At 33.8% G+C, this 22852-nt stretch carries 20 protein-coding genes; 8 read left to right on the forward strand and 12 right to left on the reverse strand.

Features of this window, described 5'->3' with window-relative positions; translation table 11 throughout:
• The first annotated feature begins 27 nt into the window (after positions 1-27).
• Positions 28-918: a cupin-like domain-containing protein gene (locus J2W95_RS17010; protein ID WP_310009172.1), complete on the forward strand. Its 891-nt coding sequence runs from the start codon at positions 28-30 to the stop codon at positions 916-918.
• 32 nt (positions 919-950) lie between these two features.
• Here J2W95_RS17010 and accD read toward each other — a convergent pair whose 3' ends face one another.
• From accD to tamL, 3 genes are all read right to left on the reverse strand, one after another.
• Positions 951-1805 carry an acetyl-CoA carboxylase, carboxyltransferase subunit beta gene (gene accD, locus J2W95_RS17015; RefSeq protein ID WP_310009174.1) on the reverse strand — a complete coding sequence of 285 codons (855 nt, stop codon included), beginning with the start codon at positions 1803-1805 and terminating at the stop codon, positions 951-953.
• Between the two features lie 70 nt (positions 1806-1875).
• Positions 1876-2943 (reverse strand): class II fructose-bisphosphate aldolase, encoded by a 1068-nt coding sequence (gene fbaA, locus J2W95_RS17020; RefSeq protein ID WP_310009176.1) that lies wholly within the window; start codon positions 2941-2943, stop codon positions 1876-1878.
• Between the two features lie 72 nt (positions 2944-3015).
• Positions 3016-5646, reverse strand: coding sequence for a translocation and assembly module lipoprotein TamL (tamL, locus tag J2W95_RS17025; protein ID WP_310009178.1), 2631 nt, complete (start codon positions 5644-5646; stop codon positions 3016-3018).
• A 48-nt stretch (positions 5647-5694) separates the two neighbouring features.
• Between tamL and J2W95_RS17030 the strand changes: the two genes are divergently transcribed.
• Positions 5695-6423 carry a TrmH family RNA methyltransferase gene (locus J2W95_RS17030; protein ID WP_310009180.1) on the forward strand — a complete coding sequence of 243 codons (729 nt, stop codon included), beginning with the start codon at positions 5695-5697 and terminating at the stop codon, positions 6421-6423.
• 19 nt (positions 6424-6442) lie between these two features.
• Here J2W95_RS17030 and porT read toward each other — a convergent pair whose 3' ends face one another.
• From porT to J2W95_RS17050, 4 genes are all read right to left on the reverse strand, one after another.
• Positions 6443-7162 carry a type IX secretion/gliding motility protein PorT/SprT gene (gene porT, locus J2W95_RS17035; RefSeq protein WP_310009182.1) on the reverse strand — a complete coding sequence of 240 codons (720 nt, stop codon included), beginning with the start codon at positions 7160-7162 and terminating at the stop codon, positions 6443-6445.
• A 105-nt stretch (positions 7163-7267) separates the two neighbouring features.
• Positions 7268-7999 carry a bifunctional demethylmenaquinone methyltransferase/2-methoxy-6-polyprenyl-1,4-benzoquinol methylase UbiE gene (ubiE, locus tag J2W95_RS17040; protein WP_310009184.1) on the reverse strand — a complete coding sequence of 244 codons (732 nt, stop codon included), beginning with the start codon at positions 7997-7999 and terminating at the stop codon, positions 7268-7270.
• A 616-nt stretch (positions 8000-8615) separates the two neighbouring features.
• Positions 8616-9098, reverse strand: a complete 483-nt coding sequence (locus tag J2W95_RS17045; RefSeq protein WP_310009186.1) for a dihydrofolate reductase — start codon at positions 9096-9098, stop codon at positions 8616-8618.
• Positions 9099-9109: 11 nt separating this feature from the next.
• Positions 9110-9442 (reverse strand): 2TM domain-containing protein, encoded by a 333-nt coding sequence (locus tag J2W95_RS17050; protein ID WP_310009188.1) that lies wholly within the window; start codon positions 9440-9442, stop codon positions 9110-9112.
• Positions 9443-9676: 234 nt separating this feature from the next.
• On the opposite strand from J2W95_RS17050, the gene J2W95_RS17055 reads away from it, so the two are divergent.
• Positions 9677-9973, forward strand: coding sequence for an isoamylase early set domain-containing protein (locus J2W95_RS17055; protein ID WP_310009190.1), 297 nt, complete (start codon positions 9677-9679; stop codon positions 9971-9973).
• 40 nt (positions 9974-10013) lie between these two features.
• Here J2W95_RS17055 and J2W95_RS17060 read toward each other — a convergent pair whose 3' ends face one another.
• From J2W95_RS17060 to J2W95_RS17075, 4 genes are all read right to left on the reverse strand, one after another.
• The gene (locus J2W95_RS17060; RefSeq protein WP_310009192.1) at positions 10014-10865 is read right to left on the reverse strand and encodes a thymidylate synthase; all 852 of its coding nucleotides are present in this window, start codon (positions 10863-10865) and stop codon (positions 10014-10016) included.
• Positions 10866-10911: 46 nt separating this feature from the next.
• Positions 10912-11535, reverse strand: a complete 624-nt coding sequence (locus J2W95_RS17065) for a bifunctional nuclease domain-containing protein (RefSeq protein WP_310009194.1) — start codon at positions 11533-11535, stop codon at positions 10912-10914.
• 161 nt (positions 11536-11696) lie between these two features.
• The gene (locus J2W95_RS17070; protein WP_310009196.1) at positions 11697-12665 is read right to left on the reverse strand and encodes an electron transfer flavoprotein subunit alpha/FixB family protein; all 969 of its coding nucleotides are present in this window, start codon (positions 12663-12665) and stop codon (positions 11697-11699) included.
• 83 nt (positions 12666-12748) lie between these two features.
• Positions 12749-13495 (reverse strand): electron transfer flavoprotein subunit beta/FixA family protein, encoded by a 747-nt coding sequence (locus J2W95_RS17075; RefSeq protein ID WP_310009198.1) that lies wholly within the window; start codon positions 13493-13495, stop codon positions 12749-12751.
• Positions 13496-13942: 447 nt separating this feature from the next.
• Here J2W95_RS17075 and J2W95_RS17080 point away from each other — a divergent pair, with 447 nt between their 5' ends.
• The 5 genes from J2W95_RS17080 to J2W95_RS17100 all read left to right on the forward strand — a co-directional run bounded on the left by J2W95_RS17080 (position 13943) and on the right by J2W95_RS17100 (position 21604).
• A complete protein-coding gene (locus J2W95_RS17080; RefSeq protein ID WP_310009199.1) occupies positions 13943-14920 on the forward strand; it encodes a pyruvate dehydrogenase complex E1 component subunit beta in 978 nt (325 codons plus the stop codon).
• 63 nt (positions 14921-14983) lie between these two features.
• Entirely contained in the window at positions 14984-17485 is a 2502-nt protein-coding gene (locus J2W95_RS17085; protein WP_310009201.1) for a DUF5686 and carboxypeptidase-like regulatory domain-containing protein, read from the forward strand.
• 184 nt (positions 17486-17669) lie between these two features.
• The gene (locus J2W95_RS17090; RefSeq protein ID WP_310009203.1) at positions 17670-18269 is read left to right on the forward strand and encodes a DNA-3-methyladenine glycosylase family protein; all 600 of its coding nucleotides are present in this window, start codon (positions 17670-17672) and stop codon (positions 18267-18269) included.
• A 113-nt stretch (positions 18270-18382) separates the two neighbouring features.
• A complete protein-coding gene (locus tag J2W95_RS17095) occupies positions 18383-18913 on the forward strand; it encodes an inorganic diphosphatase (protein WP_310009205.1) in 531 nt (176 codons plus the stop codon).
• Positions 18914-19024: 111 nt separating this feature from the next.
• Positions 19025-21604, forward strand: coding sequence for a sodium-translocating pyrophosphatase (locus J2W95_RS17100; RefSeq protein ID WP_310009207.1), 2580 nt, complete (start codon positions 19025-19027; stop codon positions 21602-21604).
• A gap of 119 nt (positions 21605-21723) precedes the next feature.
• Here J2W95_RS17100 and J2W95_RS17105 read toward each other — a convergent pair whose 3' ends face one another.
• Positions 21724-22575, reverse strand: a complete 852-nt coding sequence (locus J2W95_RS17105; protein ID WP_310009209.1) for a DUF4382 domain-containing protein — start codon at positions 22573-22575, stop codon at positions 21724-21726.
• Between the last annotated feature and the right edge of the window lie 277 nt (positions 22576-22852).

Genomic DNA, 22852 nt, shown 5'->3' on the forward strand with positions numbered 1-22852 from the left:
AGCAGACATCTTTAAATTAATAAATAAATGAGCTTTATCCTAAAATCTGTTGATACTGTTGAGTCTATTTCTAGAGAAGAATTTAAAAAAAACTATTTAGATAAAAGAAAGCCATTAATTATAAAAGGGCTAACTAAGGATTGGCCCGCAAGAGAAAAATGGTCAACCGATTATTTAAAGGAAATCGCGGGAGACATTGAGGTAAAACTAGTGGACAATTCCAAAGCAGATCCAACAAAAGTGATCAATGCTTCTATTGCCAGTATGAAATTTGGTGAATATCTGGATTTAATAAAAAGAGAACCTACAGAATTGCGTATTTTTTTCTTTAATCTTTTTAAACACAGACCCGAATTGCTTAATGATGTAAAAGTTCCCAAAGACTTAATGGGTGGTTTTATAGAAAGCATGCCTGCCATGTTTTTTGGAGGCTCCAAGGCTATCACCTTTTTACATTATGATATCGATTTACCTCATCTTTTCCACACTCATTTTGGAGGACGAAAACACATTATATTATTTGATAATAAATGGAAAAAAAGGCTTTATTGCATCCCTAACACCACTTATGCCCTAGAAGATTATGATGTTGCCAATCCTGATTTTGAAAAATTTCCAGCTTTAAAAGGAGTTGAAGGTTATGAAGTTTTTCTAGAACACGGCGACACCTTGTTTATGCCAACAGGCATGTGGCACTGGATGCGCTACATAGATGGTTCTTTTTCCCTGACTCTTCGTGCATGGGATCGATCTATTACTCGCAAAATGGCTAGTGTTTGGAGTTTATTCATGCATGGCGCTGTAGACAGTGCCATAAAAGTAACCTTCAAAGGTCGTTATGCTAAATGGAGAGAAAAACTAGTGTTTAAAATAGCCGAAAAAGAACTAAAAAAGGACAGACCTAAAAAACAGTTATAAAATAAAAAATCCCGATTGCTCGGGATTTTCATTTATCTAATATCGTTGTTTTGAATCAAATCGATGTATAAGTTAATCTTATCTTTCAATTCTTTTCTTGGCGTAATAAAATCCAAGAAACCATGTTCTAGAAGAAACTCAGCAGTTTGAAATCCTTCAGGCAAATCTTTACCCGTTGTATCTCTTACTACGCGTGGACCAGCAAAACCAATTAAGGCACCTGGCTCAGAAATGTTGATATCTCCCAACATTGCATAAGAAGCGGTTGTTCCTCCAGTAGTTGGATCAGTACAAAGTGAGATATAAGGTAATTTAGCTTCGGCTAGTTGCGCTAATTTTACAGATGTTTTTGCCAATTGCATTAAAGAATAAGCAGCTTCCATCATTCTGGCACCACCAGATTTTGAAATCATTACAAAAGGTAATCTATTCTTGATCGCATGATCAATTCCTCTTGCAATTTTTTCTCCTACAACTGCCCCCATAGATCCACCGATAAAGGCAAAATCCATACAGCAAATAACTAATTCTCTTCCTTTGGATTTTCCAACTCCAGTGCGTACTGCATCTTTAAGTTGAGTTTTGTCCATAACCTCTTTTAATCGATCTGCATATTTCTTGGTATCAACAAAATGCAATGGATCTTTAGAAGTCATATTTTTATCCAATTCAACAAACTCATTGTTGTCAAATAAAATATCAAAATAGGCTTCACTTCCAATTCTAACATGGAAACCATCTTCGGGGCTTACAAATAGATTACGAGCTAATTCTTCAGCATCAATAATTTTCCCTGTAGGTGATTTGTACCAAAGTCCTTTTGGAATGTCCATTTTGTCTTCAGTAGCCGTAGTGATTCCTTTTTCTTTTCTTTTAAACCAAGCCATTTTTTATTATTTTAGATCAAAATTTCAGATTTTAGATTTCAATGTGAAATCTAAAATCCGAAATGTAAAATTATAGTGTATTCACATTATTTAAGTCAGCAAATGCTTGCTCAAGCCTTGTATTGAAAGTTACTTCACCTTCACGCAACCATTTTCTTGGATCGTAGTACTTTTTGTTCGGAGCATCAGAACCAGTTGGGTTACCAATTTGAGTTTTAAGGTACTCAACATTGTTTACCATAAAATCACGAATACCTTCAGTAAATGCAAATTGCAAATCAGTATCAATGTTCATTTTTACAACTCCGTAGCTAATTCCTTCTCTGATTTCTTCTAATGTAGAACCTGATCCACCGTGGAAAACAAAATCAACAGGATTGTGTCCAGTTTTGAATTTTTCTTGAACGTAATCTTGAGAATTTTTTAAGATTTTTGGAGTTAATTTTACGTTTCCTGGTTTGTAAACACCGTGAACGTTTCCAAAAGAAGCAGCGATTGTAAATCTTGGGCTAACTTTTGATAATTCTTCGTAAGCATAAGATACTTCAGAAGGTTGAGTATATAATTTTGAACTATCAACATCAGAATTGTCTACACCGTCCTCTTCACCACCAGTGATTCCAAGTTCGATTTCTAGAGTCATTCCCATTTTGCTCATTCTTTCTAAATAACCTTTACAGATTTCAATGTTCTCTTCGATTGGCTCTTCAGATAAATCAATCATGTGAGAAGAAAACAAAGGTTTTCCTGTTTCAGCGAAATGTTTTTCAGAAGCATCCAACAAACCATCAATCCAAGGCAATAATTTTTTAGCACAGTGGTCAGTGTGCAAAATAACTGTTGCTCCGTATGCTTCTGCTAATGTATGAATATGTTTTGCTCCAGCAATACCACCAGCGATAGCGGCTTTTTCTCCTGCATTAGAAAGTCCTTTTCCTGCATTAAATTGTGCTCCACCATTTGAAAATTGAATAATAACTGGTGCTTTCAATTTAGCTGCAGTTTCTAATACTCCGTTGATTGTGTCTGATCCAACAACGTTTACAGCAGGAAGTGCAAATCCTTTTTCTTTTGCATAATTGAAAATCTCTTGTACTTGATCTCCTGTTGCCACTCCGGGTTTGATATTGTGTGCCATTTTAATTTTTCTTTTAATTGTTTTTTTTAGTTTTTTAGATTATAATTTGCAAAAATAAGAATTAATTAGCACTTAGAAAGGGTAATTGATACCAAAATTAAATACAGCGTTTGCAAAATTATACTGAGAGAACCATCTTTCTTCAGTTTCTAAGGCAGGATTGTATGTTTTGAACCCTACATCAACCCTCACAGCAAAAAAACCTAAATCATATCGTAAACCAAATCCTGTACCTAAAGCTATTTCTTTTAAATCTTCAATCGAATTAAATCTAGCAGGCTCATAATTAACAGCATCCAAAACATTCCAAATGTTTCCAGCATCTGCAAAAAGAGCTCCATTCCATTTTCCACCAATTAAAAATCTGTATTCCCCACTGATTGCAATTTTCATATTAGCTTCATTAAAGTCATTAGAAAAAGAACTGCTTCCAGGCCCTAAATTGTAAGGCTGCCAAGCTCTGTTATCATTGGCTCCACCTGCATAATAACTTTTTGAAAAAGGGATGGAATTAGAATTTCCATATGGAATTGCAATCCCAAAAAAAGTTCTCATCGCAAAAACATTTGCCTTATTTACATTCCAATGTTTGATATAATCAAATTCTGTTTTTATGTATTCAGAATATTCCAAATTAAAAATTTCGTAATTTCCATTTTCATTTTTGGGTAAATTGCTCACATTTGAAATCAAAGACAACATAGTTCCTGCCGATTCAATTTTGGTTCTAATAGTGTAAAAAGTATTATCCTGTAAATCTTTCTTGCTTGTTTTGGAAAAACTAAAATTAGTTGCCAAAATAAAATCATTATCCGTAAGTCTTATTCTTTGTTGTTCAATATTACTTACATCTTGGTATTCTTGATCATCTGGTTTCAAAACCGTTTTTAAGGTTAAAACATCCCTTGTAAAACCAGTGGTACCACTTTCAATAATCAAATTATTATTTAAATCAACATAGTCTGGATTGGTATTATATGTTTGTCCAATATCGTTTAAGGCATCGTAGGAACTATTATAAACATTAAAATAGTTTTCTGGATTTAAATTACGAACATACTGGAAGTTTAAAATATCAAATCTCGTAGTTGTATTGATTTTAGGCGTCCAATTATAAGAAAGTGATCCTGTAAAATTTTCTTTATCCAATCCAATATTGGTTTGCTTAGAAAGACCTAAACTCAACACAGTGGATGGTATCATACTTTTCGGAATTATCTTCTCGGTTTTAAGAGGAAATAGAATCCGCGGAAAATTTAATTTGGCATCTAAACCATATTCCGACACATTAAAAAAGCTATCATCTGCATTTGCAATATCATTTGAAGCCCCAATGTTTCCTCTGGCCGAAATCTCTAAAGTCTCAGCCCCATTAAAAACATTTCGGATTGTTTCAGTAATACTCCCAGTAATACCAAAATCTTCTATATTCGAATGGGTAAGATCCAAAGTGTAGCCAAAACTGTATTTTTTACGAGGTGTTAAATAAATTTTAGCGATCAAAGACTGAGCTAATGTATCTTTCGGATCAACTTGATATTGTATCGTTGGATAATTAAACACTTTTAAATTATTGAAATACCGATTAGTTAAAACAGTGTTTTCATCATTAAACATACCCCCTTTAGAAAGAAAAACGGCATCCGTTATTGCATGAGGGCGGTATTTTATTTTTTCATATCCGTACAAATTCATGTTATTATACGTCATACTATCTTTAATTGCCAAATCTTGCCTTTCAGATTTATAATCAGTGTAGATTTTGATTTCGCTGATTTTATATAATTTAAATGGCTCAGTCTTGGTAGAATCATTTTCCTGATACGAATAATCTCCAACATTCAAGATTACACTAGCTTTGTTTTTTTTGTTTATAGTATCAATATCGAACGTAACATAATTAGCCTGAAAACGGTAGGCTCCATGGCTTCTAAAAAGAGTAGTTATTCGATTTTTTTCATTTTCAAAATCTTCTGTTTTATATTGTTTACCAGGGACGATAAGTGATTTTGAAGTTTTATAAATAGAATCTAAAACAGGCGTTTGAATTGCCGTTCTTAAGGAATCTATAAAATATGGATTTCCAGTTGTTAAATAGTATTTTACTTGAGCACTTTTAGGCGCCAAAGAATCGTGTTTATAGACACCATCTACATCAAAATAACCATTCTTGAAATAATAATTTTTAAGTCGTGCAACTGATTTTTGAGCTTTTATGGTATCCAAAATTACAGGTGCTTCTCCTGTTTCTTTCAGAAAATTATGTATTCCTAGATACCAAAAAGATTTGCGTAGCCCTTGAATTTGTTTTTCCGAAAGCCATTTGACTTCCCTATCGTATTTCTTTTTATTGTTTAAATATTTTAAATTAAATGTAGAATCAGGATTTGGGTTTGCCAAATTATACAAATTCAACAAAAAACGATATCTTACAATAGGCACTTTACTATTTGGCTGCTGATACAATTGATCATATATGGTTTGATTCTTGAGCAATTTACCATTTTCGAAAATTTCATTTTTGACAAGAAGCTGTTTTCTAGCAGGAACCCTCTTTTCTGAATTACAAGCATAGAAAAGAACACTAATTAGGATAAATAATGATATTTTTGCAAGATTCTTTTTCTTCTCAAAAAGTAAGGCTTGCCCAAAATATCCAGCAAACCGCTTTTTTGTTTTAAAGGAAGAAAAAAATTTATTCATGAGGGGACTCGTATTTATAGAATATTTAATTCAAAAGTACATTTTTTTATGCTTAGTAAAAACCAAATAAAGCTTATATCTAGTCTGCAACAAAAAAAACATCGTTTTGTAAATCAATTGTTTTTTGCCGAGGGTGTAAAAGTAATTCAAGAATTAGTAAAATCAAATTTTGAATTAGAACATCTTTACACAACCAACGAGGACTTTAATGATGTTGCCCCTCATAAAAGAAGTGTAATTTCAGAAAATGAATTAAATAAAATTAGTGCTTTGTCCACACCGAATACTTGCCTAGCAGTATTCAAAATTCCTTTAGAACGCAAAATTATTGAGTCTGGACTAGTTCTAGCCCTAGATTCTATCCGCGATCCTGGCAATTTAGGAACTATTATGAGACTTTGTGACTGGTTTGGAATCCAACAATTGATCTGCTCAAAAGAGACGGTTGACATCTACAATCCAAAAGTCGTTCAAGCCACAATGGGTTCGATTGCTAGAGTAAATGTGAATTATATTGACTTAGACGCTTTTATAACAAAAACTAAATTACCTGTTTTTGGTACCTTTATGGATAGTGAAAACATTTACAAAACAACTTTACCCCAAGAAGGTATTATTGTCATGGGAAATGAAGCCAATGGAATTTCTGAAAATATAGAAAAATTAATTACCAAAAGAATTACTATTCCACGTTTTGGAGATCTTCAAATCACCGAAAGTCTGAATGTGGCTACTGCAACAGCTATTATCCTAAGCGAATTCAGAAGGCAAAATTAAAACTAGCTTATATTTTTTTCTAATGAAAGGTGAAATTAACCAAAAAGCCTCTCGATTTCATTGAATCAATATTACTTGTCCAAGGGCTGTTAGGGTCTTTGTCACGTATTAATTCGTCAGAAATTCCGAATTGCCCTCTAATCGACGGAGAAAATATAAAGTATTCTGAAAAAATATCAATTCCAATACCTAACTCGTAATTAGTAGTCCAAGTTTTTACCCTAAATCTTTCTTCTAAATTGTCGTCCAAAGATTTTGCATTACTAGACAAATTTAAATTTGCCGATACTCCTCCCAATAAATAAGGACGTACATTTCCAGTTCGAAGAGCAGAGAATTTCAACAATAAAGGAAAATTGATATAAGTACTATTTATGTCTCTAATAAGATCGCTTGTACTTGGGCTATTAAACAAATTTGGAGGATAATGCAAGGTTCTATTAGCATAATAAAGTCCTGGTTCAAAACGCAAATCCAAATACTCCATCAATCTTACATTAGTCACCAATCCAACATTGAATCCAAATGTATTGTCAGTTTGGATATCATCTGTCACCACTTTATTGTAGTCAATCTTGAAATCATAAGAGTTAAATCCTAAAAAAAAACCAAAGTAGATTTTTTTCTTTTGCCAGTTTTCTAGATTTATAATAGGATCTTTGCTGAAAATACTTTTTGAATTCTGCGCACTTCCTTTTATGGCAATAGTCAATAGAATTAATACAATTATTTTTTTCATATGGGGACAATATTTGTTTTACAACAGGATACGGCATTGCCATTTTTCATTCCTGTTAGCAATATAAAATCATGCAATTTCATATTTATGCTAGCTGTTTCTGTATTATTTTTTAGAAGCTGAGTAAATGGTTGCAACACCAAAAGTTTGAGGCATAGCTTTCACATTAATAAACCCAGTTTTTCTTAAAATATTGTTCAATGCTTCTCCATAAGGAAAAGAAGCAGCTGATTCGGATAGATAACCATAAGCCACATCATCCTTGGAAAACAGCTTTCCTATCAGCGGTAAAATATTTTTTGTATAAAAACTATATCCTTGTTTATAAGGTGTTTTCTCTGGTACGGAAGTTTCTAAAATAACAAAAACACCTCCTGGCTTTAACACTCTCAAAATTTCAGTTAATCCTTTTTCAAGGTGTTCAAAATTTCGAACCCCGAATGCCACAGTGATAGCATCAAAAAAATGATCTTCAAAAGGCATATTTTCAGAATCGCCTAAGACCATTTCAATGGTTTGAGACAACTTTTTTTCTTCGATTTTTTTCACTCCAATCTCCAACATTCCTGCAGAAATATCAAGCCCGATGATTTTTTTAGCTTGCGTTTGCGCCATTAAGATAGCAAGATCTCCCGTCCCTGTTGCAATATCTAATATTTTTTCAGGATTAGTATCAGCTACTAGCTTTAAAACTTTTTTTCTCCATTTAACATCGATACCAAACGATATAACTCGATTAAGGTTATCATAATTCCCAGAAATGGTGTCAAACATTTTGGCAACTTGTTCTTTTTTAGTAAGTGAAGAGTCTTTATAGGGTGTGATTTCTTTTGGCATTTTTTTAGTTTGTACAAATATAAACAAACTGCATAAACTATAAATGTCTTTTTAGTTTTGGTTAAAATTTTATTTGGAAATTCATTTTCACAATAAATATTACAATTAAAACAAAAATGAAAAATAATTGAAATATCACCAAAAGTGGGTATTGTGGAAACTGTTTTTATTACTGATGTTTGTACTTTAAAATTTAAATATTTTTTAAATGGTTAGACGGGAATTAATGACCCAAATCAAATGGATGCTTCTTGCGCTATTTATCTCATTTGTTCTTGTATTATTTTTTGAAGGTGCCGTCAGCAATGGCAGCATTATTTTGAAAGCGCAAAATACGTTCTTAGGATTAAATTTGTTTTTGGAAATTTTAATTTTCTTTGCCTTTAGTACCTTTGTGGTATTTGGTACTAAAGGCTTTTTTGAGTTGTACTCTCAAAGATTATCAAATTATATTGTCTTCTTTTCAGGGATAATATTGATATTTGTGATTTGTATATTATGTTATCAAATCTTAGTACAGGAATGAGTCATCCCGCTAATCATTAAAAAAAGCATCCTAATCTTTAGGATGCTTTTTTGTTTTATAAATATTTCTTAGAATTAAAACAACAAGAATTTACACTTTGAGAAACGTTTGGTAAGTATAAGCAAATTGATGTTTATCGTCTATAGGATTAAACTCTGATTGAATTTCTTTCCAATCATCGGAATTGATTTCTGGAAAAAAAGCATCTGCATCAAAGCTATGATGCACTCTCGTTATTTCAAGTTGATCAGCAAATGGAAGTCCCAAACTATAAATCTCACCACCTCCAATAATAAATGAAGTTTCGTTTTCAGGACATATTGCAATTGCTTTTTCGATACTATCAACAACAATACAACCTTCTGGATTATAGCTTTTATTTCGCGTTATTACTACGTGAGTTCTATTGGGAAGTGGTTTTGGAAAACTTTCAAACGTTTTCCTCCCCATTATTATATGATGTCCTGTCGTTAAGGATTTGAATCTTTTAAAATCATTAGGTAGATGCCAAACTAGCTCATTATTTTTTCCAAGGGCATTATTTTCTGCAACGGCAGCAATCATAATAATCATACGTAATGGTGTTATTTAGAATTAGTTTCTTCAATTTTGGATTTCAAATGCTCTATTTTTTTTTGCTGTAAAGCTACCAGTCGCTCAATTTGATCTCTCTCCCAGTTTTTGTCCATAAAACGATCTGTTATAAAAACTTTTATAAAATGCAGAACAAAAAAGAATAACCACAAAGTAATTCCCCAAATACACCAATGAATATTCAATCCCGCATCAAAAAAGTAAGCCGCGGCAATCAAAAAAATACTAGACAACATGAAGAAAACAAAATGATAATATAATCTTTTCTTTTGCTTTATCCGATTCCTGGCATATTCATATTGTTCGTGAAATTCTTTTTCCATGATTTAAAATTTTGCTCATAAAGGTAAAATTTATTTTTAAAAGTCTCCATTTTTGATTATTGAATATTTAAAGAGAAATCGTTTTCTTTTTTTAAATCAAAATTTAAAAGATTTAATTTCTTTTTAAAAGCAAAAAAGAGAATGCATTTTTGCTTTTATACTAAAAATGAGGCCGCTTGTACAAACTTAAAAATATTTCATTTACTTTGCTATAACTTTAAAAATGAAATAGTTATGTCGGTAAAAAAACAATTTATAAAAACTAAACCTGTTGTCAAAGTCACCTTTTCTGTCGAAGCAAAAGAGGCTAATCAAGTATCTGTAATTGGTGATTTTAATGATTGGAAAGCAGAAGAAGGAACCTTAAGCAAATTAAAAAATGGAACTTTTAAAGGATCTTTTGACTTAAATAAAGATTCAGAATACGAGTTCAAATATGTAATTGACGGTGCTTATGTAAATGAGCCAGAAGCCGATTCATTCAAATGGAATGATTTCGCTGGAGCTGAAAATAGTGTCTTAGTAGTATAGCAATCAAAAAAAATCCGCTTTATAAGCGGATTTTTAAACTTTATACAGCTACACTTCCCTTGATTAGGGCATGCGGCTCATATCCCTCTAGTGTAAAATCATCAAAATCAAATTCGAAGATGTTTTTCACATTTGGATTTAAAATCATTTTTGGTAATGGTTTTGGCTCACGAGTAAGCTGTAACTCTAGTTGCTCAAAATGGTTATTGTATATGTGTGCATCGCCAAATGTATGTATAAATTCACCTGCTTCAAGATCGCAAACCTGTGCGATCATCATAGTTAACAATGCATAAGAAGCTATATTAAAAGGAACTCCCAAAAAGACATCAGCACTTCGTTGATACAATTGACATGAAAGTTTTCCTTTGGTCTCTCCTTTGGATTCGTCTGGAGAAGCCACATAAAACTGAAAAAAGGCATGGCATGGAGGCAATGCAGCTTTATTATTGGCAACATTTTCTTCAAATGACTTTGTTGTATCTGGCAAAACTGATGGATTCCAGGCCGAAATTAACATTCTTCGGCTGTTTGGGTTTGTTTTTAATTCAACTATAAGTTGACTAATTTGGTCAATTTCTTCACTATTCCAATTACGCCATTGGTGGCCATAAACAGGACCTAAATCACCATTGCTGTCTGCCCAGGCATCCCATATTTTGACTCCGTTTTCTTGAAGATATTTAATATTGGTATCTCCTTTAAGAAACCAAAGCAATTCATATATAATCGATTTTAGGTGTAATTTTTTTGTAGTTACCATTGGAAACCCTTCACTCAAATCAAATCGCATTTGATAACCAAATACGCTTTTTGTACCAGTTCCGGTGCGATCTCCTTTTTGACAACCTTCATGCATGATATGTTGTACTAAATCTAGGTATTGCTTCATTTTTGTTGATTTGGTTTATCGATTTAAACAAATACAGAGTTATACATTACGAATCTCTCTTAGAAATTTCATCACGAATTTTTGCAGCTTTTTCATAATCTTCATGCTCCACCGCTTGTTCCAGCAATTCATTTAATTCTTGCAAAGTATGATTAGAATAAGTGCTACCCGATTCGTTGCTTTCTGTATTTCCGAAAGTTTCAGGATTAGAAAGGATATCGTCCATCTCATTTGGAGTATCACTCTCAAGAGGATTTGCTTTCAAGAAAATACCCGCTTTGTCCAAAATGTTTTTATAGGTAAAAATAGGAGCATTAAAACGAATGGCCAAAGCAATGGCATCCGAAGTTCTTGCATCAATTATTTCTTCGATTTTATCTCTTTCGCAAATAATACTAGAATAAAAAACACCATCTACTAGTTTGTGGATAATAACTTGTTTTACCACAATATCAAATCGCTCTGCAAAATTTTTAAACAAATCATGTGTCAAAGGACGAGGTGGCTTAATTTCTTTTTCCAAAGCAATTGCAATAGACTGAGCTTCGAATGCTCCAATAACGATAGGCAATTTTCTTTCCCCATCAACCTCGTTCAAAATTAACGCATAAGCGCCATTTTGAGTTTGACTGTACGAAATTCCTTTTATAGATAATTTAACTAAGCTCATGTTTGTATAATGGAAAGCACTAAGTACTCTAATTAATTATGTCTTCTCCGTTGGTTTTAATAAAGTGCAATTTTAATCAAAATATATGGAACAAAAAAGCTACCTAAAGCAAAGATACGATTATCTTATTTTTAGGTAGCTAATATAGTAGAAATAAATATCTAGGATTGTTGCTCCTTGAAAGCTTTGAATTTTGATATTAATTGTGGTACAATTTCAAATGCATCTCCAACAATTCCATAGTCTGCAACTTTAAAGAAAGGCGCTTCTGGATCACTGTTGATAACCACTTTTACTTTAGAAGAGTTGATACCTGCGATATGCTGAATAGCTCCAGAAATTCCAATAGCAATATATAAATTGGTAGCTACCGGTTTTCCTGTTTGACCTACGTGTTCTCCGTGAGGTCTCCATCCTAAATCAGATACTGGTTTTGAACATGCAGTAGCAGCTCCTAGAACTGATGCTAATTCTTCAACCATTCCCCAGTTTTCTGGCCCTTTAAGACCACGTCCTGCAGAAACTACGATATCAGCATCGGCAATTGAAACTTTTCCTGATACTTTTTCTACAGATGTTACTTTTACTCCAAAATCAGCATCTCCGATTGTTGGATTAAAATCTTCTTCAGTTAATGATGAAGCACTTTCAAAAATACCATAAGAATTTTTACCGATAGATAATACTTTTACATCAGTATTGATTTCTGTAATATTGAAAGCCTTGTTTGAAAAAGCATTTCTTTTTACTTGAAAAGGAGAAGTGCTCACTGGCAAACCAACAACATTTGAAGCATAACCAGCTTCTAACGCTACAGCTACCAATGAAGCTAAGTAAATACTGTCTGTTGTAGAAGACAATAAAACTACTTTTGTCGCTTCTTTCTGTGCCGCTTGTTTGATAACATCTGCATAAGCTTTAGCAGTAAAACCAGCTAATTTATCACTGCTTACTTTTAAAACTTTGTCTACTCCGTATTTTGACAATTCAGAAACATCTCCTGCGTTTACAGTCACAGCTGTTACAGTTGTTCCTAATGATTCGGCTACTTTTTTTGCATAAGAAGCTAATTCTAATGCTACTTTTTTAAATTTTCCTTCTGCAGATTCTGCATATATTAATATTGACATATTTTTTTATTTTAAATGTTGAATTATAAATTTTAAATATATTTGAGAATGTTAATTCACAACTTAAAATTCATAATTTAAAATTATATTACCTTAGCTTCGTTGTGCAATAAATTAATTAATTCATCCAAATTATCAGCTGAAATTAATTTAACCGCCGATTTTGGAGCTGGTTTTTCAAATTTCACCGCTTTGGTATTTACGGCAGCGTCAACTGGCTCAAGGATTGTTAATGCTTTAGTTCTAGCAGTCATAATTCCTCTCATATTCGGGATACGCAAATCTTTCTCTTCAACAATTCCTTTTTGTCCACCAATGATAACAGGCAATGAAGTGCTTACTGTTTCTTTTCCTCCATCAATTTCACGAACGGCAGTTACATTAGTACCTTCAACAGTGATGCCTGTACATGAATTCAAAAAGTTATATCCTAATATCCCAGCGATCATTCCAGGAACCATTCCTCCATTATAGTCTAATGATTCTTTTCCAGCAATCACAACATCGTAACCTCCGTTTTTAATTACTTCAGCCAATTGTTTTGCAACAAAAAAACCATCTGTAGGGTTTGCATTAATACGAATGGCCTCGTTGGCACCAATTGCCAATGCTTTTCTCAAAGTAGGCTCTGTATCTGGACCTCCAACATTCACTACAGTAACTGTAGCTCCTTGTTGCTCTTGAAACCAAATAGCACGTGTTAGACCAAATTCGTCATTTGGATTAATTACATATTGAACCCCATTGGTATCAAATTCAGCATCTCCGTTAGTGAAGTTGATTTTTGAAGTAGTATCAGGAACGTGGCTGATGCAAACTAATATTTTCATAATTATATATATTAAATTCTTTTTTTTCTTTGACAAATTTAAAATAATAAATCGAATAATATACTATGCGTGCATAATATTTTTTTACAACTATTACGATTTCGAATATCATAATAACGTAATAGAGGTTTTAGTCAGAATTATTATAAACAACTAAACTAATTTTGTGATTAAAGTAGACTATCTTACATCAATCCACTACTTTACATGTCATTTTTATTTTATAAATTTCCATTTTAGCATTGAATTCCTAGCCCGGATAGAAGCGGCATCCTTCTTGTGGACACGTTTTTCTAACGAGTCAGCAAGAAGATATAGCGAATAGCCGGAAACAGCTACTAAAAAAAACAATAGCATAAATCCTTGTTATTTTAAAGTAATTTATGCTTTTAAGTAATTTAAAATAATTATTTTTGCGTTTCTAAAATTACACACAGACTATAAAATATGAGAACGATACAATTTAGAGAGGCCATTTGTGAAGCAATGAGCGAAGAAATGCGTCGCGATGAGTCCATATACTTAATGGGTGAAGAGGTAGCGGAGTACAATGGTGCATACAAAGCATCTAAAGGAATGCTAGCTGAATTTGGTGAAAAAAGAGTAATTGACACGCCAATCGCCGAGCTTGGTTTTACTGGAATTGCAGTAGGATCAGCAATGAATGGATGTCGTCCTATCGTAGAATACATGACTTTCAACTTTTGTTTAGTTGGAATTGATCAAATTATAAATAATGCTGCCAAAATGCGTCAGATGACTGGTGGGCAATTTAATGTGCCTATCGTTTTTCGTGGACCTACTGCTTCTGCAGGACAATTGGGAGCAACTCACTCTCAAGCTATCGAGAACTGGTTTGCAAATACTCCAGGACTTAAAGTTGTGGTTCCATCTAATGTTTATGATGCCAAAGGTTTATTGAAATCGGCTATTCGTGATAATGACCCAGTTATTTTCATGGAATCAGAGCAAATGTATGGAGATAAAGGTGAAGTTCCAGATGGTGAATACACTATTCCAATTGGAGTTGCCGATATCAAACGTGAAGGAACAGATGTAACTATTGTTTCTTTCGGAAAAATAATCAAAGAAGCTTATATCGCAGCCGATGAATTGGCAAAAGAAGGTATCTCATGTGAAATTATTGACTTGAGAACTGTACGCCCAATGGATAAGGATGCAATTTTAACTTCGGTTAAAAAAACAAATAGATTAGTGATTCTTGAGGAAGCTTGGCCTTTTGCAAGTGTATCTTCTGAAATTGCTTTCTTAGTTCAAGAGCAAGCTTTTGATTTCCTTGATGCGCCTATCCAACGTATTACAACTGCTGATACTCCAGCACCATATTCTCCAGTATTACTGAAAGAATGGTTGCCAAATCATGCAGACGTTGTGAAAGCTGTTAAGAAAGTATTATATAAATAATAGAAAACAACTATTTAAAAAGCTTCATCAAGACTCCAATTTGATGAAGCTTTTTTTTATATCATGAAGAAAATCCTACCGATTATTGCCTTCTTTTTATTTGTGGTAACACCTCAAATTTTCGCTCAAACAAAAGTGAGTGGAATTGTTGTTGACAAATCCAAACAGCCTATTCCATTCGCGAATGTAGTCTTTAAAAACTCTAGCATTGGAACTGTCACCAACGAAGATGGACGATTTTATATGGAATCTCCAAATACCTATACTACATTAGTAATAAGTTCGATCGGATTTTCTGAAAAAGAAATCACCCTTACCAAATCGGTCAATTATAATTTCACGATTGAATTAAGCGAGCAACAATCCCTAAAAGAAGTGGTTGTGTATACTGGTAAAACGTCTAAAAAGAACAATCCTGCTCTTGATATTCTGAGAAAAATTTGGGAGAAAAAGCGCAAAAATGGTTTGTATCAATTTGACCAATACCAAATGGAAAAATATGAAAAGGTAGAATTCGATATTAATTCCATTGACAGTGCCTATAAAAAACAAAAGATTTTCAAAGGCATGGAATTCATTTTTGACCATGTGGACACTTCAAAAGTAACAGGTAAAACCTATTTACCCATTTTTGTGAATGAAGCATTGGTAGATGTATATGGAGACAATAAAATTCCAAAAGTTAAAGAGATTACCAAAGCCAATAAAACTTCGGGTTTTGAAGGAAATCAACAAATTTTGTCTTTCATAAAAGATTTATATTCAGATTATAATATCTACAATAATTACATTGCCTTATTTGACAAAACTTTTACCAGCCCTCTTTCCACAACGGGGATTGACGTTTATAATTATGTATTGAGAGACAGTGCCTATATTGACAAAAAATGGTGCTACAATATTGTTTTTTATCCAAGACGAAAAAACGAACTGACTTTCAAAGGAGATTTTTGGGTTAATGACACCACATTTGCCATCAAAAAAATCAACATGGCTGTTACCAAAAGTGCCAATATCAACTGGGTAAAGGATATTTATGTTGAACAGGAATTTGACGTCTTGAGCGATTCCATTTTTCTATTGACCAAAGATTATTTGATGTCTGATTTTGCTGTAAACAAAAAAGAAAAATCAAAAGGGGTATACGGAAAGAGAACAACCTATTATCAAAATCACAAATTCAATATCGAGAAACCTGCAAAATTCTACAAGGAAGAAGTGAATTTTATAGACAATGAAGTATATAAAAAAAGTGACGAATATTGGGAACAAAACCGATTCGAAAAATTAACCAAAGACGAAGAAGGCGTTTATAAAATGCTCGATACACTGCAAACAGTCAAAGCATTCAAGCGACTTACTGACGTGGTAACAATACTCGCCAGTGGATATATAAATTATGAGGGATTCGATTTTGGCCCTATTTTCTCCACCTTTGGATATAATGAGGTCGAAGGAATCAGAGTACAACTAGGAGGGCGAACCTATTTTGGTCCCAATGATCCTTGGCGTGTACAGGCATTTACGGCCTATGGATTTGACGATAATAAATTCAAATATGGATTTGCAGGAAAATGGATGATTGAAAAGAAAAACCGTATCATAATTTCCGGTGGAAACAGGCGCGATATTGAACAATTGGGAGCTAGCCTGACCACAACCAACGATATATTGGCCAGAAATTTTGGTTCTACAGCCTTTTTTACTACAGGATCCAATGGAAAACTAACCGATATAGGCTTGACCAACGCCTATATCGCAATGGAACCCATTAAAAACCTGACTTTTCAAACGGGAGTGACCTACAAAACATTAGAATCGGCATCACCGGTTTTTAGCCTAGATTACTACACTACTATGCCCACGGCCGAAAACCCTGCAGGAGTGGTAAAAAGTAAAACTGTCCAGTCGGAATTCAACATTCAGGCGACATACACTCCCAACCGAAGAACTATCGCCTATGGAGTCGAAAGAAGCATAGCCAACAGTCCGTACACCACGTTTTTTGTTAATTACAGCCAAGGATATAAAGGAATCATCGACAGTGATTTTAATTATAAAAAACTCGAAATCTATTACAAACAGCCTATCATTATTGGCCCACTTGGACGTAGTAACTTGATATTGGAATTAGGAAAAACTTTCGGCACAGTTCCTTTGGGACTATTGAGTATTGTACCGGGTAACCAGACCTTTTTTACAATTGACAACACATTCAGCAATCTTGATTATTACGAATTTATCACCGATACGTATGCGACGTTCCAATGGAATCACGATTTCAACGGAAGGCTGTTTGCCAGAATCCCTTTTATGCGAAAACTCAATTGGAGGGAATTTGTGGGCATAAAAGCTGCCTATGGAACCGTCTCGGATGCCAATCGAGCCATAAATGCTTCAGGCTTGGTGTATGTGGCACCTGAAAATCCTTATTGGGAATACAATGCAGGAATCGGCAATATCTTCAAAGTATTCCGCTTGGATTTCTCTTGGAGAGGAAATTATCTTGAAACAGTAAACACCAATAGATTTACCGTAAAAGGATCGTTTGGTTTTTATTTCTAGAAGCTTTATCCAGCACACGAGGCTGAAAGCCGAATTGGTGAAGCAATCTATTACAAGCTTACTCAAAAACTGCTATTTTTGTAAAAAGTAAAAAGAGCTTCCTTTAGTCGCTTTTTTACTTAGACAAAAATTAGCAGTTTTTTTTAAGGCTTTTCATTTTTATCTGGGCTAAAAAAATCCAATCATGCAACAAGCTATCGATTATCTTTTTCAAAAAGATTCCATTTTCAAACACATTATAGATACTTACGGATTACCAACAATCCCAAAAAGGCCTCAAGGGTTTGAGACTTTGGTACTGTTAATTTTGGAACAACAAGTTTCAATAGACTCGGCAAAGGCCACATTTATAAAAATCAAAGCACATACAACCTGCAATCCCGAAACACTCTCTGTTTTTCCAGACGAAGAATTTAGAGCTCTCGGGGTTAGCCGCCAAAAAACAAATTACATTAAAATATTAGCCAAAGCTGTCCTTGACAAAGAACTGGATATTGAAGGTTTAGCCACAAAAACAGCGCAACAAGTTCGGGAAGAATTAATCAAATTAAAAGGAATCGGAAATTGGACTATCGACATTTACCTAATGTTCTGTCTCCAAGAACCTGATTTAATTCCATTAGGTGACATCGCAGTCATCAATACAATTAAAGAATTACTTGATATTCATGACAAACAACAAATGGAAATTCACACTGAGCAATGGAGTCCATACCGCTCTTATGCTACATTTTTGCTTTGGCATTATTATTTAAAAAAGCGCAAACGAACAATAGTTTACTAAAAGCAATTTTAACTAAAACTTTATAGTAATATATTGCGTTTTTTTATTGAAAAAAAGTATAGTTTGATTACTTTTGCACTCGTTAATAAATTATAAGAAAAGATAAAAGAATAATGACTGCAGACAAATTAAAAACTTTTGATGTATTAATTGAAATACCAAGAGGAAGTAGAAATAAATACGAGTACGATTTTACAATAAAAAGAATGCGTTTTGATAGAATGTTGTTCTCTTCTATGATGTACCCAGCTGATTATGGTTTCATTCCTGAAACTTTAGCTTTGGATGGTGACCCATTAGACGTTTTAGTATTGGTAAACGAGCCTACTTTCCCTGGTTGTGTAATGGAAGTAAAACCTATTGGAGTTTTCCATATGGCAGATGATAAAGGACCAGACGAAAAAGTAATCTGTGTACCTGTTTCTGATCCTATTTGGAATTCATTGGAAAACCTTTCTGATATCAATCCACACTTATTGAAAGAAATCGAGCATTTCTTCCAAGTTTACAAAGATCTTGAAAATAAACAAGTAGATGTTGAAGGTTGGGGAGATGTAAACGAAGCATACGCTATTATTAAAGAATGTACAGAACGTTTTGATCAAATAGAAAATAAACCAGAGGGATTATTTAGTATTAAATAATTTTCACCCTTAAATTTTATAAAAAAAGCAATACTCCTCAAAGAGTATTGCTTTTTTTGTTTAAATTGCTGTCGATTAAAATTTTATACTAACAAACCAAAAAGACTATTTATGAATTCAATTATGATTTATGTGCCAATTTTCATGGCACTAATAGGGCTTATTTTTATGGCTATCAAAAGATCGTGGGTTTTAAAACAAGATCCTGGAGATGGTAAAATGAAAGAGATATCAGATTACATATATGAAGGTGCTTTGGCCTTCTTAAAGGCAGAATACCGATTATTAGCTGTTTTTGTATTAATCGCAAGTATTGTATTAGCAAGTATCACTTTTATTCCTGGAGTTAAAACAAATATATTAATCGTAGTTGCATTTGTGTTCGGTGCATTTTTCTCAGCTTTGGCTGGAAATATGGGAATGAAAATCGCAACAAAAACCAATGTTAGAACTACTCAAGCCGCTCGTACTAGTTTACCACAAGCTTTGAAAGTTTCTTTTGGCGGCGGAACTGTAATGGGATTAGGCGTAGCCGGTTTAGCTGTTTTAGGGTTGACCGGTTTTTTTATTCTTTTTTTCAGAATATTCATGAACGGACAATGGACTTCTACTGAAGATATGACGGTTGTTCTAGAAACATTGGCGGGTTTCTCTCTTGGAGCTGAATCTATTGCTTTGTTTGCACGTGTAGGTGGAGGAATCTATACCAAAGCAGCCGATGTAGGTGCTGATTTAGTTGGTAAAGTTGAAGCTGGAATTCCAGAAGATGATCCACGTAATCCTGCTACTATTGCAGACAACGTTGGTGATAATGTTGGAGACGTTGCGGGAATGGGTGCCGATTTATTTGGATCTTATGTCGCAACCGTTCTAGCGGCTATGGTTCTTGGAAATTATGTAATCAAAGATATGGGTGGAAACATTCAAGATGCTTTTGGCGGAATAGGACCTATTTTATTACCTATGGCAATTGCAGGTTTTGGAATTTTGTTTTCTATAATTGGAACTATGCTGGTTAAGATTACTGATGAGAATGCTAAAGAAGCACAAGTTCAAAAAGCATTAAATATTGGAAACTGGGTTTCTATTGTTTTAACGGCAATCTCTTGCTACTTCTTGGTTCAATATATGTTGCCGGAAACCATGAGTATGACTTTCTTTGGTGAAGGATCAATGGATATTTCATCGATGCGTGTGTTTTATGCTACGCTTATTGGATTAGTTGTTGGTGGAGCTATTTCATCAGTAACCGAATATTATACAGGTTTAGGAACAAAACCAGTTATGGCGATTGTTCAAAAATCAAGTACTGGCGCAGGAACAAACGTAATTGCAGGTCTTGCCACAGGAATGATTTCAACTTTCCCAACAGTATTGTTATTTGCAGCGGCGATCTGGTCCTCTTATGCTTTAGCAGGATTTTATGGAGTAGCATTAGCAGCTTCAGCAATGATGGCAACTACGGCAATGCAATTGGCAATCGATGCTTTTGGACCTATATCTGACAATGCAGGTGGAATTGCCGAAATGAGTGAATTACCCAAAGAAGTTCGTACCAGAACCGATATTTTGGATTCAGTAGGAAACACAACGGCAGCAACTGGAAAAGGTTTTGCGATTGCTTCTGCGGCTTTGACTTCTTTGGCCTTATTTGCAGCCTATGTTACTTTTACTGGAATTGACGGAATTAATATTTTCAAAGCTCCTGTTTTGGCAATGCTATTTGTTGGTGGAATGATACCTGTCGTTTTCTCAGCTTTAGCGATGAATTCAGTAGGAAAAGCAGCAATGGACATGGTGTACGAAGTACGTCGTCAGTTCAAAGAAATTCCAGGAATTATGGAAGGAACTGGAAAACCTGAATATGCCAAATGTGTTGACATTTCAACTAAAGCAGCTTTACGCGAAATGATGTTACCAGGTATTTTAACGATTGGTTTCCCAATTGCAATTGTGCTTTTAGGAAAATTAGTGTACGGAGATAACAATCAATTAATCGCCGAAATGTTAGGTGGTTATATGGCTGGAGTTACTGTTTCGGGAGTGCTTTGGGCTGTTTTCCAAAACAACGCAGGAGGTGCTTGGGACAATGCTAAAAAATCATTTGAAGCAGGAGTTATGATTAATGGTGAAATGACCTATAAAGGGTCTGATGCTCATAAAGCAGCCGTAACTGGTGATACTGTTGGAGATCCATTCAAAGATACTTCTGGACCGTCAATGAACATCTTGATTAAATTAACCTGTTTGATTGGATTGGTTATGGCTCCAATTTTAGGAAATGGAAGCCACACTATTGACACCCATGGTTCTTGCGAAAAGAAAGAAATCATGATGAAAAAATGCACTATGCATGAAGGTGCAATGATGATGGGAAAATGCGACATGTCTAAATGTGCAAAAATAACCAAAGAAGAATGTGCAAAAATGTGTGATAGTCTGAAATGTACTCCTGAACAAAAAGAAATGTGTTTGTCACATTACGACAAAGATGGAAAATTTGTTGAGCCAAAAGGAAAATCTTGTTGTGCTAAAAAAGGGGAAATTAAAAAAGAAGTTAAAGTCCAACTGATAAACAAAGACGGAAAAGCAAAAGCAACAGTGACTACTTCAGAAAACGGCACTGAAGACGTACAGGTTTTCGAAGGTTCACTTGAAGAAGTAAAAGCTAAAGTTGAAGCTTTGAAATAAAATAGATTCTAATTAATTATACTAAAAATGCCCCGTAAATTGGGGCATTTTTTTTGTACTAAATCTCTCTTAAACCGAATGATTAAAAAGAGGTCATCGGCCAAGATAAATTTTCATCCTTAAGGAAAAGCAACACTTCCAACATCAGTAGTTTTTCCATTATACACAATTACATTATCAACTGTTATTGGCGTTTTTCCTGAAGTTGGGTCAGGTGTCAATGTTAATGTATATGTTCCAGATGGTATTCCATTTATTTGGAAAGTTCCATCACCATCATTTGAATCTCCATCTTTATCATCCATTGTCGCAAATGCTGAGAAAATTATCTCTCCTTGTTGAACAGATGCCAAAACCTGATAATCGACTGCCGGACTAACAATTCCTTTTATTACACCAGAAGCTTCCATTGTAGAAACACGAATAACTGGTTTTAGAATATACTTCGAACTACCTGTAGTAACAATAGATTTATCCACATCAAAGTCCAAAAGAAATTCATACGTTGTACCACCTATCAGGGTTTGATTAACCTGCAACTTCAATCCGGACTGTTGAGCACTTGGCGTAGTCAAGGCAAATTTTTCACCATCTACAACAACGGTATTTTCATCTCCAAGAAGTAATCGAATCTGTCCCAAACTACCTGAAGGAACCAAACTGTCAGTCAGCATAATATTGGTGCCTCCAGTCAATTTTAATAAATCATAAATTTTCCCTTCACCTACTTGGGTTTTGTCACCAATACTTATCCAACCATCGTCACCGGAATCAGAATTGGCTTTAATCATTACATCAAGTACTTCTATATTTACTTCGTCGTAATCGCCGGGAGCATCAGACATTTTCACCATCAGTCTTGATGTAGTTTCATTGTTATTGTCATTTCCATTATCATCACAACTAAAAAGAGACAGGCTCAATAATGTCATTGCAAAAATTCCTAAGACTTTTAATTTAAATTTTTTCATAATTTCTGTGTTTTAATTATAGATTTGGTTTATAAAGTGCACAATTAAAAACGGACGTTAAGACAACTTTATTTCATTTCTTAATAAAATTTAACAAAAACAGTAGTTCAAATCTAATTATTCAGCAGAAGCTAAAAATACATAAATACTTAAAAACAAGCTAGTTACATACTGACTTAGAATAAGACATTTATTTTGATAATTATTTTGTTTTTTGCCAACATCAACCATTTATACAGACCAATTCTGTTAAAATTATATTAATTAAACACCAAAA

This window comes from Flavobacterium granuli, assembly GCF_031456055.1.
Classification (GTDB): Bacteria; Bacteroidota; Bacteroidia; order Flavobacteriales; family Flavobacteriaceae; genus Flavobacterium; species Flavobacterium granuli_A.

Coding starts and splice junctions, on each gene's coding strand:
- J2W95_RS17010 (WP_310009172.1), top strand. CDS start 28: ATGAGCTTTATCCTAAAATCTGTTGATACTGTTGAGTCTATTTCTAGA.
- accD (WP_310009174.1), bottom strand. CDS start 1,805: ATGGCTTGGTTTAAAAGAAAAGAAAAAGGAATCACTACGGCTACTGAA.
- fbaA (WP_310009176.1), bottom strand. CDS start 2,943: ATGGCACACAATATCAAACCCGGAGTGGCAACAGGAGATCAAGTACAA.
- tamL (WP_310009178.1), bottom strand. CDS start 5,646: ATGAATAAATTTTTTTCTTCCTTTAAAACAAAAAAGCGGTTTGCTGGA.
- J2W95_RS17030 (WP_310009180.1), top strand. CDS start 5,695: ATGCTTAGTAAAAACCAAATAAAGCTTATATCTAGTCTGCAACAAAAA.
- porT (WP_310009182.1), bottom strand. CDS start 7,162: ATGAAAAAAATAATTGTATTAATTCTATTGACTATTGCCATAAAAGGA.
- ubiE (WP_310009184.1), bottom strand. CDS start 7,999: ATGCCAAAAGAAATCACACCCTATAAAGACTCTTCACTTACTAAAAAA.
- J2W95_RS17045 (WP_310009186.1), bottom strand. CDS start 9,098: ATGATTATTATGATTGCTGCCGTTGCAGAAAATAATGCCCTTGGAAAA.
- J2W95_RS17050 (WP_310009188.1), bottom strand. CDS start 9,442: ATGGAAAAAGAATTTCACGAACAATATGAATATGCCAGGAATCGGATA.
- J2W95_RS17055 (WP_310009190.1), top strand. CDS start 9,677: ATGTCGGTAAAAAAACAATTTATAAAAACTAAACCTGTTGTCAAAGTC.
- J2W95_RS17060 (WP_310009192.1), bottom strand. CDS start 10,865: ATGAAGCAATACCTAGATTTAGTACAACATATCATGCATGAAGGTTGT.
- J2W95_RS17065 (WP_310009194.1), bottom strand. CDS start 11,535: ATGAGCTTAGTTAAATTATCTATAAAAGGAATTTCGTACAGTCAAACT.
- J2W95_RS17070 (WP_310009196.1), bottom strand. CDS start 12,665: ATGTCAATATTAATATATGCAGAATCTGCAGAAGGAAAATTTAAAAAA.
- J2W95_RS17075 (WP_310009198.1), bottom strand. CDS start 13,495: ATGAAAATATTAGTTTGCATCAGCCACGTTCCTGATACTACTTCAAAA.
- J2W95_RS17080 (WP_310009199.1), top strand. CDS start 13,943: ATGAGAACGATACAATTTAGAGAGGCCATTTGTGAAGCAATGAGCGAA.
- J2W95_RS17085 (WP_310009201.1), top strand. CDS start 14,984: ATGAAGAAAATCCTACCGATTATTGCCTTCTTTTTATTTGTGGTAACA.
- J2W95_RS17090 (WP_310009203.1), top strand. CDS start 17,670: ATGCAACAAGCTATCGATTATCTTTTTCAAAAAGATTCCATTTTCAAA.
- J2W95_RS17095 (WP_310009205.1), top strand. CDS start 18,383: ATGACTGCAGACAAATTAAAAACTTTTGATGTATTAATTGAAATACCA.
- J2W95_RS17100 (WP_310009207.1), top strand. CDS start 19,025: ATGAATTCAATTATGATTTATGTGCCAATTTTCATGGCACTAATAGGG.
- J2W95_RS17105 (WP_310009209.1), bottom strand. CDS start 22,575: ATGAAAAAATTTAAATTAAAAGTCTTAGGAATTTTTGCAATGACATTA.